At 65.4% G+C, this 14312-nt stretch carries 14 protein-coding genes; 8 read left to right on the forward strand and 6 right to left on the reverse strand.

Features of this window, described 5'->3' with window-relative positions:
• Positions 1-232 precede the first annotated feature (232 nt).
• The gene (locus NM2_RS45630) at positions 233-859 is read right to left on the reverse strand and encodes an HdeD family acid-resistance protein (protein ID WP_067683642.1); all 627 of its coding nucleotides are present in this window, start codon (positions 857-859) and stop codon (positions 233-235) included.
• A gap of 410 nt (positions 860-1269) precedes the next feature.
• On the opposite strand from NM2_RS45630, the gene NM2_RS45635 reads away from it, so the two are divergent.
• Positions 1270-1617, forward strand: a complete 348-nt coding sequence (locus NM2_RS45635; protein WP_157122000.1) for a hypothetical protein — start codon at positions 1270-1272, stop codon at positions 1615-1617.
• Between the two features lie 43 nt (positions 1618-1660).
• On the opposite strand, the gene NM2_RS45640 is transcribed toward NM2_RS45635, so the two are convergent.
• Entirely contained in the window at positions 1661-2584 is a 924-nt protein-coding gene (locus NM2_RS45640; protein ID WP_067683648.1) for a helix-turn-helix transcriptional regulator, read from the reverse strand.
• A gap of 118 nt (positions 2585-2702) precedes the next feature.
• Here NM2_RS45640 and NM2_RS45645 point away from each other — a divergent pair, with 118 nt between their 5' ends.
• Positions 2703-3746 (forward strand): NAD(P)-dependent alcohol dehydrogenase, encoded by a 1044-nt coding sequence (locus NM2_RS45645; RefSeq protein ID WP_067683651.1) that lies wholly within the window; start codon positions 2703-2705, stop codon positions 3744-3746.
• Positions 3747-4253: 507 nt separating this feature from the next.
• Here the strand turns inward: NM2_RS45645 and NM2_RS45650 are convergent.
• On the reverse strand, positions 4254-5234 hold the full coding sequence (locus NM2_RS45650; RefSeq protein ID WP_067683654.1) for a GlxA family transcriptional regulator: 981 nt from the start codon (positions 5232-5234) through the stop codon (positions 4254-4256).
• A gap of 155 nt (positions 5235-5389) precedes the next feature.
• On the opposite strand from NM2_RS45650, the gene NM2_RS45655 reads away from it, so the two are divergent.
• The 3 genes from NM2_RS45655 to NM2_RS45665 all read left to right on the forward strand — a co-directional run bounded on the left by NM2_RS45655 (position 5390) and on the right by NM2_RS45665 (position 8482).
• Complete coding sequence (locus NM2_RS45655; RefSeq protein ID WP_067683657.1) at positions 5390-5821, forward strand: VOC family protein; 432 nt, start codon at positions 5390-5392, stop codon at positions 5819-5821.
• Between the two features lie 261 nt (positions 5822-6082).
• On the forward strand, positions 6083-6520 hold the full coding sequence (locus tag NM2_RS50550) for a DUF4254 domain-containing protein (protein ID WP_169816369.1): 438 nt from the start codon (positions 6083-6085) through the stop codon (positions 6518-6520).
• An 837-nt stretch (positions 6521-7357) separates the two neighbouring features.
• On the forward strand, positions 7358-8482 hold the full coding sequence (locus NM2_RS45665; RefSeq protein ID WP_369690373.1) for a cytochrome P450 family protein: 1125 nt from the start codon (positions 7358-7360) through the stop codon (positions 8480-8482).
• Between the two features lie 25 nt (positions 8483-8507).
• On the opposite strand, the gene NM2_RS52400 is transcribed toward NM2_RS45665, so the two are convergent.
• Entirely contained in the window at positions 8508-8789 is a 282-nt protein-coding gene (locus tag NM2_RS52400) for a hypothetical protein (protein ID WP_245718568.1), read from the reverse strand.
• Here NM2_RS52400 and NM2_RS45675 point away from each other — a divergent pair.
• Both NM2_RS45675 and NM2_RS45680 read left to right on the forward strand, forming a co-directional pair.
• Positions 8766-9464, forward strand: a complete 699-nt coding sequence (locus NM2_RS45675; protein WP_281182902.1) for a condensation domain-containing protein — start codon at positions 8766-8768, stop codon at positions 9462-9464. The genes NM2_RS52400 and NM2_RS45675 overlap by 24 nt on opposite strands.
• A gap of 320 nt (positions 9465-9784) precedes the next feature.
• Positions 9785-11425 carry a GMC family oxidoreductase gene (locus NM2_RS45680; protein WP_067683675.1) on the forward strand — a complete coding sequence of 547 codons (1641 nt, stop codon included), beginning with the start codon at positions 9785-9787 and terminating at the stop codon, positions 11423-11425.
• Between the two features lie 561 nt (positions 11426-11986).
• On the opposite strand, the gene NM2_RS53270 is transcribed toward NM2_RS45680, so the two are convergent.
• Both NM2_RS53270 and NM2_RS45690 read right to left on the reverse strand, forming a co-directional pair.
• Complete coding sequence (locus NM2_RS53270) at positions 11987-12259, reverse strand: transposase (protein WP_067683678.1); 273 nt, start codon at positions 12257-12259, stop codon at positions 11987-11989.
• Between the two features lie 246 nt (positions 12260-12505).
• Positions 12506-13129, reverse strand: coding sequence for a class I SAM-dependent methyltransferase (locus NM2_RS45690; protein ID WP_067683681.1), 624 nt, complete (start codon positions 13127-13129; stop codon positions 12506-12508).
• 6 nt (positions 13130-13135) lie between these two features.
• On the opposite strand from NM2_RS45690, the gene NM2_RS52805 reads away from it, so the two are divergent.
• Positions 13136-13534, forward strand: coding sequence for a TetR/AcrR family transcriptional regulator (locus tag NM2_RS52805; protein ID WP_084532356.1), 399 nt, complete (start codon positions 13136-13138; stop codon positions 13532-13534).
• Positions 13535-14312: the final 778 nt, after the last annotated feature.

Consider the following 14312-nt stretch of genomic DNA (forward strand, 5'->3'; position numbering starts at 1 on the left):
GTCCGGCTCCTTTCCTTCTGAATGGATGCGCTGTACGGGAAAAGCCTGCGCCGGGTGAAGACGCGTAGCCAAGGGCCGAAGGTCCCAGTCCGGTCCCTGGTGGACGTGTGCCTCTCGCAAGCTGGTGTGCTGCCGCAGATTGCGCGATCAGACCATAACCCGCAGTGATCGGGGCAGCGCGCGGGCAGGCAGACCCCGGGAACGGCGGTGGGACCGGTGTCTGCCTGGTTACTCAGCCGTGGGATGGGATCGCGCCGCCAGGGGTTCGTTGGCCCCCGAAGAGTCGCCCCGACCTCTTCTGCGTCGTTGTCACCGCCCTGCGGGTCGTGAATGCGGAGACGATCTGGAAGCCGCCCAGCACCACGAGCCACACCCCGGTCACGATCGTGAGCACGACGATCGAATGGAACGGCCACGCCAGCACGACCAGCCCGGCGAGCATGCTGATGACGCCGAAGAAGAGGTGCCAGCCACGGCCGGGCAGTTCCGGAAGGCTGATCGCTGTCGCGGTTTCGGCGACACCCTGGAACAGGAATCCGATCCCGACCCAGATGGCCAGCAGCAATACCGCATATCCCGCACCGAAATGGCGGAAAGCCAAGACTCCCAGCCCGATCGACAGTGCACCGGCAAGGAACAACAGCACGCGGGACGGGACTGACACGTGCAGGATGAGTGCGAAAACGATCTCGGCCAGGCCCGACACCACCAGGTACACCCCGAACAACACGGCCGCGACGAGGATCGAGATGCCGGGCCAAGCCAGTACCACGACTCCCAAAACCAGAGCCGCGAGGCCGGAGACGAGCTTGACTTCCCAGAGATGATGCAGGAAACCCGGTGTTTCGTCTGTCTTCATGACAACTCCTTTCTGCAGCTGTGGTGGGTCCCATGCTTTCGTTGTCCCGGATGGGGTGATAGAGACCAAGGCCCTCGAAACACCACTGCCGCGGCCTGCGTCGTACTCGCTGAGCCAGAACTGCAGGAGATGACCGCGCGGTATTTTCGACAAGCCAATTGCGACGCGGCAGCTGTCACCGCCTTCGTCGCCAGTGCCGCAGTGCTGCGGGCTGCCTGACCACCACCAGCCACACTTCGATGCTGGTGGGGTTGGGAGGGCTGGGCGAGGCCGACGACGAATACCGACCAGCCCAGCCATGTGTGCGGGTCGATGTCGTCGGTTTGATACCCCACAACGGTGGCCGGGACCGTGCGGCCCGCGCCAGTCGACCAGGAAGCGTCCCATGCGCGGACGATGATCTTTCCCTGGTGCACGATGTGGCTGACCGGCTGTATGGCGGGCAGGGCGTGACGGCATGGGTCAGCCGGCTGTCGGATGCGGGTCATCGGCGACGGTTGGCCTGGCAGGCGATGGTCAGGACTGGCACCACCTACCGCACAACAGTCCCAACCGGCCGGATCACGATCTGCTGCCCGTTGACCAGGATTTCGCGGTTCGCATACCGGGACACCTCCACCCCCGAAGAACATACGAATCGCTACGCACCCGTCCAGTTGTACGGCAGTGACCCCGAGGCGCTGTTCCACGCGTCCGACACCGGAGACGTCGCGGACCCGAATATCCGAAAATGCCGAGTTCTGGATATTCGGAGCTGAATTCGGATGGCCCGGCCGCGCGGATCGCGCTCTGCCGACAGTGTCATGGGCGCGTTGATTTGGTGGTGGCCTGAGCGGCGTCTGTGCCCCAACTGGCCAGCAGACACAGGGCCTCGGCCGACGGCGAGCCCGGTTCGGCGTGGTAGACGCACAAATACTGCTCCGTGTCGTCCGGCAGGTACAGCGTCTCGTACGCCAGCGTGAGCTCGCCGACCAGAGGGTGCCGCATCCGCTTGACGCCGTGCCCCTTCTCCTTCACGTCGTGCGTGGCCCACAGCCGCCGGAATTCCTCGCTCTTGACCGACAACTCCCCCACCAACGCCGACAGATCCGGATCGTCCGGGTGCTGGCCCGCATACAGCCGCAGATAGCTGACCATGTCGGACGCCTTGGAATCCCAGTCGAGGAACAGCCGCCGGTAGTCCGGAGAAAGAAATGTCAGCCGCGCCCAGTTGCGTTCAGCGGGTGGCAACTGCCCCCAGTCACCGAAGAGCGCCGCCGCCATTCGGTTCCACGCGAGAATCTCCGACCGCGCCCCGGCCACGTACGCGGGCATCCCGTCCATCGACTCCAGCAGTTGCTGGAGCGTGACCCGCACCTGCTGCCGCTTGGGCGGCCGATACTTGCGCCGCAGCTGCTTCGGCTTGGCGAGATGAGTGAGGTGCGCGCGCTCGGCGTCGGTCAGCCGCAGAGCGCGCGCGATCGAGTCGAGCACCTCCGCCGACACATTGCGACCGTTGCCCTGCTCCAACCGTGTGTAATAAGCCACCGAGACCCCGGCCAGCTGCGCCAGTTCCTCGCGACGAAGACCCGGCACCCGTCGGTGCCGCCCATGCCAGGGAATCCCCACATCACCCGGGTCGAGCCGGGCCCGGCGCGTACGCAGGAACTCGCTGAGCTCGGCACGTTGGTCCAGGCCGTCGGAGTGGCCGGCCCGAGCGCCGTCCGGGGCGAGGTTGTCGCTCATGTTCTCCAGTATTCCCGGTCGTACGACCACGAGCCTGCCCCTGTCAGTAGTAGGACCACTGGACGTACGTAAAGCAGTGGGCTGGGCGAGTGCCGGTTCGTCGCGGACGCTGGACACCATGACCACCACTGTTGCCGCATATGCCGCGCCCAGCGCCAAGGCTCCACTGGAGCGCACCACCATCGAGCGCCGCACGGTCGGCGAGCACGACGTACTGATCGACATCAAGTTCGCGGGGATCTGCCACTCCGACATCCACCAGGCCCGCGCGGGCTGGGGCGAAGCCATCTTCCCGATGGTCCCGGGGCACGAGATCGCCGGCATCGTCGAGGCCGTCGGTTCTGCCGTGACCAAGTTCAAGGTCGGCGACCGCGTCGGCGTCGGCTGCATGGTCGACTCCTGCCGCGTGTGCGAGCCGTGCCGCAACGGCCATGAGCAGCACTGCGTGCAGGGAAACGTACCGACATACAACGGCGTCGGCAAGGACGGCGAGCCCACCTACGGCGGCTACTCGCAGAAGATCGTCGTTGCCGACGCCTTCACCGTCCGCATCCCCGAGGGTCTGTCCCTCGACGTGGCCGCACCGCTCCTGTGCGCCGGCATCACCACGTACTCCCCGCTCAAGCACTGGGGCGCCGGCCCCGGCAAGCAGGTCGCCGTGATCGGCCTGGGCGGCCTGGGCCACATGGCCGTCAAGATCGCCCACGCGCTCGGCGCGGAGGTCACCGTCCTGTCTCAGTCACTGCGTAAGAAGGACGACGGCCTGAAGCTGGGCGCCGACCACTACTACGCCACCAGCGATCCGAAAATGTTCGAGGACCTGGCTGGTTCCTTCGACGTCATCCTCTCCACGGTGTCCGCGCCGCTGAACTTCGGCGCGTACCTGAGCCTGGTGAAGACCGGCGGCGCGCTGGTGAACGTGGGCGCCCCCGAGGAGCCCATCTCACTGAACCTGTTCTCGCTGCTCGGGGGCTCCAAGATCCTCGCCGGCTCCATGATCGGCGGCATCGCCGAGACCCAGGAGATGCTCGACTTCTGCGCCGAGCACGGCCTGGGCGCGGAGATCGAACTGATTCAGGCGAGCCAGATCAACAAGGCATACGAACGCGTCGACAACTCGGACGTACGCTACCGATTCGTAATCGACACGGCCACCATCTGACCGACACCCCGTGGTCCGGGAGCCGCGCCCCCGGACCATTCTCATCCGTGCGGCTCACCCATCGGACCACCGCAATTGGCGCACAACGGTCCCGACCGGCCGGATCACGATCTGCTGCCCATCGACCAGAATGTCGCTGTTCGTATGCCGGGACATCGGGAACCGGCACCGGGACTCGAACACCCCACCTCCGGACGTGGGCCCGAACCAGTCCGGCACATCACTGACCCGAAAACAGCGTTCCGCCGACAGGATCTACATCAGGCACGGCCCGGCGAATACGCGCCAGCCCAGACCGTTCGTGCGCGAACACCGATGACAGTGCTACGTCGCTGAGATACCCACCACGTTCACATTCTTGTCGTTCGCTGATAATGGCGGTTCGGGCACTGCGTTGCGGCAGACGTCAGGGCACCGGCTTCAGTTCGGGCAGCCTGCTGCTCAGTACGTAGGAGTGCCCAGGGCCCCGCCATCAGTCGACGCCCGCATGGCGGGATATGAGCAAACTTATTTCCCGTATGTTGGTCGGGCGGATCGGAGCTCGGCCAGTGACATGTTTCTGCGTCGGCGGGCAAGGCTGCGCAGTGTGCCGGCATTGAGGTAGCCGACCCTCGTGGCGATCGTGTCCACCGTCAGCGTCGTGGTGCGGAGCAGTTCGGTGGCTCGTTCCAGGCGGATGTCGTCGATGAAATCCTTGGGGGACATACCGAGTTCGGCATGAGTGGCGCGTTGCAGGCTCCGCTCGGTGATGCCGAGTTCGTGGGCGGCCTGGGAGATCCGGAACTGGTGTGCGAGGTGTGCGCGGACCCATCGTTCGAATGTGGCGGTGACAGAGTTGTTGCGGGCCACGACCTCGGGAACGGAAAAGCTGGCCTGAGTCTTGCGGTTTCCGGCGGCAAGGTAGCGGGCGACAAGGTCAGCCAGCGCCGGGCTCTTGGCCGCGAGCAACGACAGCGCCAAGTCCAGGTGGGACAGTACGGCTCCTGCAGTGGTGACCTGCCCGCCATAGCACAACGTGAGATTCTCCTGCAGGCTGACCTGCGGATACCGGCGCCGGAAGCTTGGTCCCAGCCACCAACTCGTCGTGGCGGGTGAACCGTCGAGTACCCCGGCCTCCGCCAGGAAGAAAGTCCCCGTGCAGGCGGCGGCCAGATGGGCGCCGGATGCTTGCGCCTGCCTGATCCGTTGCAGCACAACATGATTTCCAGGTCCCGATACCAGCTCGATCAACGACTCGGCGTCAAGCACGTTGACCGCCGGCACCACCATCACATCGGGATAGCAATCGACATCGTCGAGGTGGACCGTGGGCACGATGTGGCCGTGACCCGACCGCACGGTTGTCCCTAGGGAGACCACTTGAACGTCCCACGAATCAGGTGGCACAGGCAGCTCTCGGCGCAGGGAGTTCGCCATACCGAAGGCTTCGAGCAGGGCGGTGAATCCGAAATCGGCCACACCGTCGGTCACGAAGATGGCTACGTGCATGTCGGAAATAGTACGCAAAGTGTCGCTTCCGACACTACTGTCCAGAATTTTCCTGTCATACGGTTTCAAGCACCGTCGCCTCGCCCACGAACACCTGGGCTGGGCTGTCGTCCCGGTCTTCGGACCGTTCATCCACCGACACCTTCGGAGTTCGCATGCCCGTCCTGGCCACCACCGGCACCCATCACATCCGTCTGACCGTGACCGACATCGATCGATCACGCGCCTTCTACCGTGATGTGCTCGGATTCGAGGTTGCCGCCGAGTCGCCCGGCAGCCCGGACGATCCACAGGTACGAGCGGATCCGTTCCGGCTGTACGGGGGTTGCGTGTTCCAAGCCAACGGGATGCTGCTGGGGCTACGTCCGGTCGCGTCGCCCCACGATCGCTTCGACTCCGGGCGGGTGGGTCTGGACCACGTGAGCTTTTCGGTTGAATCGAAGGACGAGCTGTATCGCGCAGCTGCTCGGCTCGACGACGCGGGTGTCGAGCACGGCGAGGTCATCGACATGCCGCAATTCAGCATCTCGATCCTGTCCTTCGACGACCCGGACGGCATCCATTTGGAGCTCACAGCGTCCTCGTGACGCCCTGAACCCATGTCGGTGTCCGGTCACAGGGCATCCGGAAAAGGTATACCGATGTATCACCAACGTCCGTACAACGACACCACAGTAGCGGCGGTATTGCCGAGCCCCAGTGAACTTCTGCGAGCACTGGCCGGCCAGGATGTGAGCCGAGCTCACCGAAGCGGGTCATTGCCCCAGCGCAGGCTCGATCAGGCAGGGGCCGAGTATCGCCGAGGTGGAGTTGTCGGCGAGCGTGCGCTGTGTAGCCTGGCGCACGGATTGACCGAGCTGCATCGACAGATCCAGCTCCATCCGGACCGCGCCAACCAGTCTCGCTCCCGTCGAGCCAGGTTGATTGCCGATGTGGATGCCTGGACTTTCCGGAACCTGCCGAGCCCAGCAGTGGGCGCACGACGGCATGAGCAGACACTGGGCGAGATCATCGATCGCATGGCCGCGGCCGCCGCGCGCGCGTTCGAACTGCTGATGGCCGACAGCCCAACCGGAGCGCGGATGCACACCCAATGGACCCGATTGGCCGAGTTGGAGATTGGCTACAGTGATCTGGCGCGCGATCTTCGCGACGGGCGCTGCTACCTCCCCGCGCATCGCGCACATAATCCGGTACCCGTCCAAGGGCAGCCTGCCGAAACACCCATCGAGCCAAGCCAGCATCGAACTGGCCCGGAAAGACCTGTGGTGATCATCCCTCTATGAACGCACTGGCCTTGAATATCAGCCCGGTTACCTTCGCCGCAGGTCGAGTGACTGCATACTCGAATGTCACCGGCATCCGGCGCATCCCAAGACCGGCACATGCCGCCTGGGAAAGCTGCCGAGAACTGCTGCTCGATGTCGCTGGTGACGATGAGATTGCGGCGATCGGCATCGCCTACCCTCGACCGGTCCACCACCCGGCAGGCCTGGCGTCTGCCGGGATACACCAGCGGGGCAGCGGATTCGCGCTCCAGAGCGCGGTACAACGCATGTTCCCAGCTGCCATTGTCCATCTGGCGACCAACTGCCGCTGTCTGCAGCTAGCCCAACAGAACACCACCATCGATGCCGGGGCCGACACTGTACTGATAGGCGCAGCAATTCTCACTCGGACCGCCGTCAGGTCGTACGACCCGATCGCGCCTCGGCCCGCAAGCGATCTCAGGATCACCCGGATCCGAATCAGCCGACGACCGTCGTGGCCCATCACATGCCAGCAACACAGACCGACACAACCATAGAACGAGAGAGGATCTGCAGATCGTCTCTCCCCCAGCGATTTTCGACACCGCCCCAGATCACACGCCGGAGTGGCGTGTCGCGGGCGTCGGAGACTTCGGAGGCCCTATTGACCAATTCCCGATCCTATCGACAGGAGTCGCATCCGTGACTGCAGGACCAACCTCAGCGGGGCGTGCAAGTCGAAGCTCCACAGTTCAGTACGGCTCGCCCATCTCGACCACAACCCCGAAAGTCTGCCTACGCAGCCGAGCGTTCGCCGCCGATCCATACGGTGGCTACCGTGCACTGAGAGAACAGCATGGCTCGCTCGCTCCTATGGAGTTGGCGCCGAACGTGCCCGCGACGTTAGTGCTCGATTACCGCACCGCGTTGCGAATCTTCAACGATCCGGATCATTTTCCGGCCGATCCCCGTACCTGGCAGCAGAGTGTCCCCGCCGACTCGCCGATTCGTCCGATGATGGAGTGGCGCCCGAATGCACAGCACAGCAGCGGACTCGAGCACACGCGCTATCGGCAAGCGTTGACCGCCAGCATCGAAGGTATCGATCTGCACGCGATGCATTCGACCATCGAGCAGATCGCGACGCCACTGATTCATAGTTTCGCCGTCGACGGTGCGGCCGATCTTGTGTCCCAATATGCATTTCCGATCGTTTTCGAGACACTCAACCGGATCGTCGGCTGCTCCGCGGAGTTGGGACGGCGGTTGGCCACGGGCATGGCAGCGCTCTTCGACACTGTTGAGGCAGAGCGCGGCATGAAGATGGTGAGCGAGGCACTACGGGAGCTGATCGCGCTGCGTCGCGACAAGCCCGCGAATGACGTCACCTCACGCTTGCTTCATCACGCGACGAACCTCAATGAAGAGGAAATACTCGCCCAGTTGATCAGCTTTTACGGCGCTGGTATCGAACCCCAACGGAACCTGATAGCAAACACCATGCTCCTGATACTGACCGACAGCCGATTCGCCGGCAGTGTACTGGGGGGCGCCCTGACAACCCGCGATGCACTCGACGAGGTACTGTTCGACGACCCACCGCTGGCCAACTTCTGCGCAACCTACCCACGCCAGTCGATCCTCATCGACGACACCTGGCTGCCCGCACACAAACCAGTGCTCATCAGCCTGGCCGCATGTAACAACGATCCCGCAACCACCAGCGGCGACCGCACCGGAAATCGCTCGCACTTGGCGTGGGGAGCCGGTCCGCACGCCTGCCCAGCCAAAAGCGTGGCCTACCTGATCGCCCAGGACGCCATCGACCAACTCCTCGACGCGCTCCCGGAGATCCGGTTGGCGATCCCAGCCGAACAACTTGTGTGGCGGCCGGGCCCGTTTCATCGAGCCTTGACCTCACTGCCAGTGACCTTCTCCGACACACCGCAGTGTCGCTGCACACATGCCAAGGCTCCACACCGAGCGGCCGGTGGATGACGGAAACCGGGTGGGAACCCATCCCCTATCTGTCAGACTCGAACCGGATGAGTCCGGCCGCGCACAGGGTCGCGGCCAGGGTCACCCGCCCGATATCCGAACGCGCGATGAATAGATCCGAGGCACTGAGCTGGAGATGGTAGGCATCGACCAGCCGCTGATAGGCCGCCGTGTCGAACACGCCATCTGGGCGGAGACTCGGATATTCGATCTGCTCGATCGGTGGCGCGGCCTCGCTCACAATCAGCTTGCCCGCCCGGCGGGCCTGCCGGATCTGCCCAGCATCAGGCATGTCGAAGGTGAACACCGCTTCGGCGTCGGCGAGCAGCTCGGGCCAGTCCGCTGCGGTGGTGACCACTTCTTCGCACTCGGCGGTAACTCACTGGTCGCCACGCGAGCGGTGGCCCGGTTGAGCGCGGCCCTCGGGACGCGGGTGCCGGTGCGGGCCCTGTTCGACCGGCCGGTCGTCGCCGACCTGGCAGCGGGAATCGTGCCCGGCGGCTACGATACGGCCGAGCGCCCCGAGCTCCGGGCGGTCGAACGAGGTGACTTCATACCGCTGTCGCTGGCTCAGCTGCGCATGTGGGTGCTCAACCGGATCGACCCCGAATCCCCCGCCTACAACATTCCGTTCGCGCTGCACCTGCGCGGCTCGCTGGATGTGCCCGCGCTGGCACAGGCCGTCCAGGACGTTCTGGAACGGCACGAGGGGCTGCGCACCAGATATCCGGCCGACGGCCCCGACGCGCAGCCGTTCCAGCAGATCCTGCCGGTGACCGAGGCGCTGCCGCACGGATTGCAGGTCGAACACTCCACCGTCGGCGTCCTCGACCGCATCGCCGAACTCGCGACCACCGGCTTCGACGTCACCGCCGAAGCTCCGGTGCGGATTCGGTTGTTCCGCGGCAGCGAGGTGATCGGGAAATACCACGACCTGTGGCACGTGGCGCATTCGTTCCGATCAATCCGTTCGACGGGATGACACTTCCGGATGCGCCGGAACAGCCGGTTCCGGTACCGCCGGTCGATGCGGACAGCGCCAATCTGGACGAGCCCACCCAAGACGGACACGAACCCTGGTCCTGGTTCGGCCTCGCATAGGAGGAGCAGAACAGTTATCTGGAACTGTCGGTCGAACCGATGACTCGGGCGTCATTGCCTGGTCGGCCAAGTGAGTCGACGATACCGCTTGTTTTTTCGACTACATATCTCAATAATGGCGGCAGTGCCGTTCGGCCGGACGCGCCAGACGTCGTCGCCCACCGGTACCAATGATGTCCCGGACCCCGAATGGAGCCTGATATGGCTAAGCGCCCGACCTACAGCAACGAGGCTGACTACGTCGTGGTCGGCTCTGGAAGTTCCGGCGCTGCCGTCGCCGGTCGTCTTGCTCAGTCCGGCGCGAGCGTGATCATGCTCGAGGCGGGCAAGTCCGACAACAAGGGCATGCACGGCTACTTCACCAGGAAGCCCGGTATGGTCGCGCCGATGCACTTCGAGGAGCGCCTCGAGCGGGGGTTCGACTGGGGTTACAAGTCCACGCCGCAGGTCGGCGCGGCCAATCGCGAGATGTTGGTGACCCGCGGACGCGTGCTGGGTGGGTCGAGCTCGGTCAACGGCATGGTCTACGTGCGCGGCAACCGTGCGAACTACGACTCCTGGGCTGCCGAGGGCAACACCGGCTGGTCGGCCGACGAGGTCAACGCCGCCTACAAGCGCTCGGAGGACTTCGAGGGCGGCGAGAATGCTTACCGCGGCGCCGGCGGTCCGATCAAGGTCACCCGCAACAAGGCGCCCCAGGAGGGCACGCTCCAGTTCATCCAGGCCACCTCCGACGCACTCGGCGTCAAGGTCCTCGACGACTACAACGCGGCCGAGCAGGAGGGCATCTCGGTGATGCAGGAGAACGTCAAGGACGGCGTTCGCTACTCCTCCACACGTGGTTACGTGCACGACCTGGCCCCCCGCACGCTCGAGGTCCAGACCCAGGTTCTCGCCACGAAGCTCGTCATCGAGGGCGGCCGCGCCGTCGGCGTACAGGTCATCGACCAGGGTCGGGGCGGTGTCACCCGCACGATCCGTGCGGGCAAGGAGGTCATCGTCTCCGGTGGCTTCGTCAACAGCCCGCAGCTGCTGATGCTGTCGGGCATCGGCCCGGCCGACCACCTCGCCGGCTTCGGCATCGACTGCATTGCCGACCTGCCGGTCGGCGACAACCTGCACGACCACCTCTTCCACCCGTTGTCGTTCCACGTCACGACCATCGAGAACAAGTCCACGCCGGGGTTCTTCGTCAAGGGGATGGCGAAGAACCTGATGGGCAAGGAGACGTTCCTGAACCACTCGATCTTCGAGTCCGTCGGGTTCGTCCGCAGCTCCCGGGCAACCAATGTGCCCGACATCCAGTTGCACGCGATCCCGTGGAGCTACCCCGACCCCGGTGCCGGCGACCACGGCAAGCAGAAGCCGGACCCGCGCCCGTCTCTGGGCGTCTTCGCCACGCTGATCTACCCCAAGAGCCGCGGCACGCTCAGGCTGGCGTCGGCCGACCCGACGGTCGCTCCGCTGATCGACTACGGATACCTCAACGAGCCCGACGACCTCGAGGTCCTCGCCGAGGGCACCGAGATGGCGCGCGCGATCATGGCGAACGCGGCGTTCGGCGGTGCCGTGAAGGAAGAGATCTACCCGGGCGCGAATGTGCGCAAGGACAACGCGGAAGCGATCCGGCGCCGGGTGGTGTCGGTCATGCACGCCGTCGGCACGTGCCGGATGGGTGTCGACGAGCGGGCCGTGGTCGGACCCGACCTCAAGGTCCGTGGCATCGAGGGTCTGCGCGTGGCCGACGCCTCGATCATGCCGAGCATTACTGGTGGCAACACCAATGCGCCGTGCTACATGATCGGTGAGCGGGCCTCGGATTTCATCCTCGGAACGGCCTGACTGGGCCGGCAGTGGGCACGTTCCCGGTCGAGCGAGGGCGATCGGGAACGTGCCTTCGGCTGCGCTGGTCGAACAGGCGAGCGCCAGCGAAGCCGGGACGTTGGGTCGTCGCGCCGCGATGTCGCCGTCCTGGGACCGGTCGGCCTGCTTGTGTCGGTTTCGCCCGTCCTCCGGAGGAAAAGCGACACGACGGCTGGTGTCGACGATCAGCAGTAGGGCCGCCCAGGTAGAGCGGTCCACGAAAGGTCGCGTGGATGCCCGCTACTCGTTTTCAGATCGGGTACATACCCACGATGACCAGGCGTTCTCAGGTTGCCCATGTTTTGTGTGTCCTGCCGCGGGCACCAACCTGCGACAGCTGATCTACCCTCGCGGCCGCCCCTGAGTGTCCCTCATGGCGATCACCCGCTCACGAAGCTGACCTGCACGGTCGTGGCATCCACCCCCAGACGCGCCCCACCCGAGCAAAGGACCAACCGAGCCCGTGCAGATCCACGGCCTCATCGACCTGCCCCCGACAAACCCCGCCGACGCATCGGCAACCGGTGGCGGCGCAAAATCTCACTGACGGTCCGCCGCTCGATCCCGAACCGATCCCCCCAACTCGTACACCGTCGCCCCACCCTCCACCAGCCCCAACTCGCGGGCAACCTCCGCTACCGTGCGGGACCGGTCGATCACTTCTTTGACCGCCCCCTCCCGAAACTCAGGCGAATACCGCGAATTCTTCCGTGCCACAACAACTCCTGTCAGTGAACCCCAATCCCACTTTGGGGCCACTGTCCGGAAACCCTCCAGCTCCTCATGTTCCTCCCTCTCGGGTGAGTCGTGCATCGGCGTCGAACTGGTGTGACGAGTGCAGGTCGGATCTGACCCCCGGATTCCGTTGCCTGCGCGGTCTTCACCTCGCCGTGCACTGCCGCGAGGCCGACCTCGACCCCGCGGGCGATCTCGCGCGACGATCGGCCCTCGGCGTGCGGTGCGAGGATCGCGCGGCGCTTGTCGGCGTCGACCACCCGGGGCCGGGCCCCTCGGCCGGTGGACGGGTCCTCGACGGTGGCGCAGGAGTTCGGGCCGGGGTCATCTGACTGCGGTCAGCGTTCCGGTCGAGGGTGGCACTACCGCGTAGGTGATCTGCCCGAAGCCGGTGGCCTGCAATGGCTCTCGGTAGCGTCGGATGTCGATCTCGGCGGGGTCCATGTGGCGGCTGAGCAGCTTGGTGAGATGGCCGTGCAATCCGGTGGGTGCCATGTCGGCGAGCAACAATCGGCCGCCGGGTTTCAATATGCGGAACATCTCGGCGAGCGCGGCGGCGCGGTCGGTGTCGGGAATGTGGTGCATCGCGAACGTGCAGGTGACGACGTCGAAAGAGGCGTCCTCGAACGGTAACGATTGTGCGGCGGCTTGTTGGAAGCGGCAGTTGGGCCGACGGCCCGCATGCGCGTTCGCGTAGTCGACCATCTCGCGTGCGGCGTCGATGCCGACCACCTCGCCGGTCGGCCCGACACGGTCGGCCAGTGCGGCCGCCACGGTGCCGGTGCCGCTTGCGATGTCGAGCGCACGGTGGCCGGTGCACGCGCCGCTGGCCGCGGCGACCCGTGCGTCGTGGCGTCGGCGGCCACCGAAGAACAGCCGGGTGAACATGCTGTAGCCGCGGGGGTTGGTGATGAGCAGGCCCTGAGTGTCTTGTTCAATTCGGAACATGTGTTCATGATTGGTCCAACACGGGGTGCGGTCACCGTCCATGACATCCTCGACCGCGCCGATGTCGGACGATCGACCTTCTACGCCCACTTCCGCAGCAAGGACGACCTGCTCGTCGTCAGCGGTGCCGAATACCTACGGGAAGCGGTCGCCGGGCAACCGGATCCGGTCCGGACCCTGTTCGGCCTCGCCGTCGGGCACGGCGAGGTGTACCGAGCGCTGCTGGGCCGCAAAAGCAACGCCATCGTGATCCGGGCCGCGCGGCGCATGGTCGCCGAAGTCCTCGACGGGGACACCGCGACGGTGACCTTCGTATCGTGGGGTCTGGTCGGTCTGCTCGGCGCAGTGGCCGAGGGCGAGCTCACCGTCGCCGATGCCTACCGCGCCTACGCGACGGACCGATAAGTCAGCCGAAGTTCGAATTTGCAGCTGATCACGGTACGCACCACCGGATTCCGAGCGATTCGGAGCATGCCTCCGCCTCCTGTACTGGCCGCTGTCCGACCTGGAGGAATGGACCAGCGACAACAGCGGCCGTCGGCTAGGACGCGCCCGGCAGCTACTCGTTCTGGTAGCCGATCCGGCACCTCGTCACCGGCGACGACGACCAGCAGCCTGCGTCCGACCCGGCTCCCTGAACGCCGGTCAGCAGGGAGCCGCTTGGAGTGGGAAGCATGGCGGCGGGGTGTATGTCGACGCTGGCGGGGCGGTCAGCCGCACGGGTGTCGTATCCGCGGGATCGGCCGGACACGGCCGGCAGGAACACCACCAGGACCACACCGCCCACGACGACAGCGGCCAGGCCGAGCAACGTGGTGTCGGGATTCGAGCTGCGGTAGCCACGCGGGTAGAACCGCCGGGACCGCGGCCGGCGCGGGCCTCGGTCGACGAACCGGCTAGTGGCCCTGACGACGGTGCCACCGACTTTCCCCACGTGCGTGCATCCGCACCGCTTCGAACCCCATACGGGCCAGTATGGGGCGACCGCCCCGCTCTGGGGAGCGGCCTCTAGCTGTCGCGATCACCACCGGACAACATCGTGGCCCTCTCTCGCGAGAGGACCACGCACACCTGGGAATTCAGGATCGGGTGTTCCGAACGAATCCCAGCTTACAAGGCCGGTCCGCTCGGAATGCACCTATGACACCTGGGAGCGATCACGCACCCGCCAGTAGGTCTGGGA

This window comes from Nocardia miyunensis NBRC 108239 (assembly GCF_001613065.1).
Classification (GTDB): Bacteria; Actinomycetota; Actinomycetes; order Mycobacteriales; family Mycobacteriaceae; genus Nocardia; species Nocardia miyunensis.

Bases quoted from the DNA above. Each gene is read 5' to 3' on its own strand.
- NM2_RS45630 (WP_067683642.1), bottom strand. From the start codon at position 859: ATGAAGACAGACGAAACACCGGGTTTCCTGCATCATCTCTGGGAAGTC.
- NM2_RS45640 (WP_067683648.1), bottom strand. From the start codon at position 2,584: ATGAGCGACAACCTCGCCCCGGACGGCGCTCGGGCCGGCCACTCCGAC.
- NM2_RS45645 (WP_067683651.1), top strand. From the start codon at position 2,703: ATGACCACCACTGTTGCCGCATATGCCGCGCCCAGCGCCAAGGCTCCA.
- NM2_RS45650 (WP_067683654.1), bottom strand. From the start codon at position 5,234: ATGCACGTAGCCATCTTCGTGACCGACGGTGTGGCCGATTTCGGATTC.
- NM2_RS45655 (WP_067683657.1), top strand. From the start codon at position 5,390: ATGCCCGTCCTGGCCACCACCGGCACCCATCACATCCGTCTGACCGTG.
- NM2_RS45665 (WP_369690373.1), top strand. From the start codon at position 7,358: ATGGAGTTGGCGCCGAACGTGCCCGCGACGTTAGTGCTCGATTACCGC.
- NM2_RS45680 (WP_067683675.1), top strand. From the start codon at position 9,785: ATGGCTAAGCGCCCGACCTACAGCAACGAGGCTGACTACGTCGTGGTC.
- NM2_RS53270 (WP_067683678.1), bottom strand. From the start codon at position 12,259: ATGCACGACTCACCCGAGAGGGAGGAACATGAGGAGCTGGAGGGTTTC.
- NM2_RS45690 (WP_067683681.1), bottom strand. From the start codon at position 13,129: ATGTTCCGAATTGAACAAGACACTCAGGGCCTGCTCATCACCAACCCC.
- NM2_RS52805 (WP_084532356.1), top strand. From the start codon at position 13,136: ATGATTGGTCCAACACGGGGTGCGGTCACCGTCCATGACATCCTCGAC.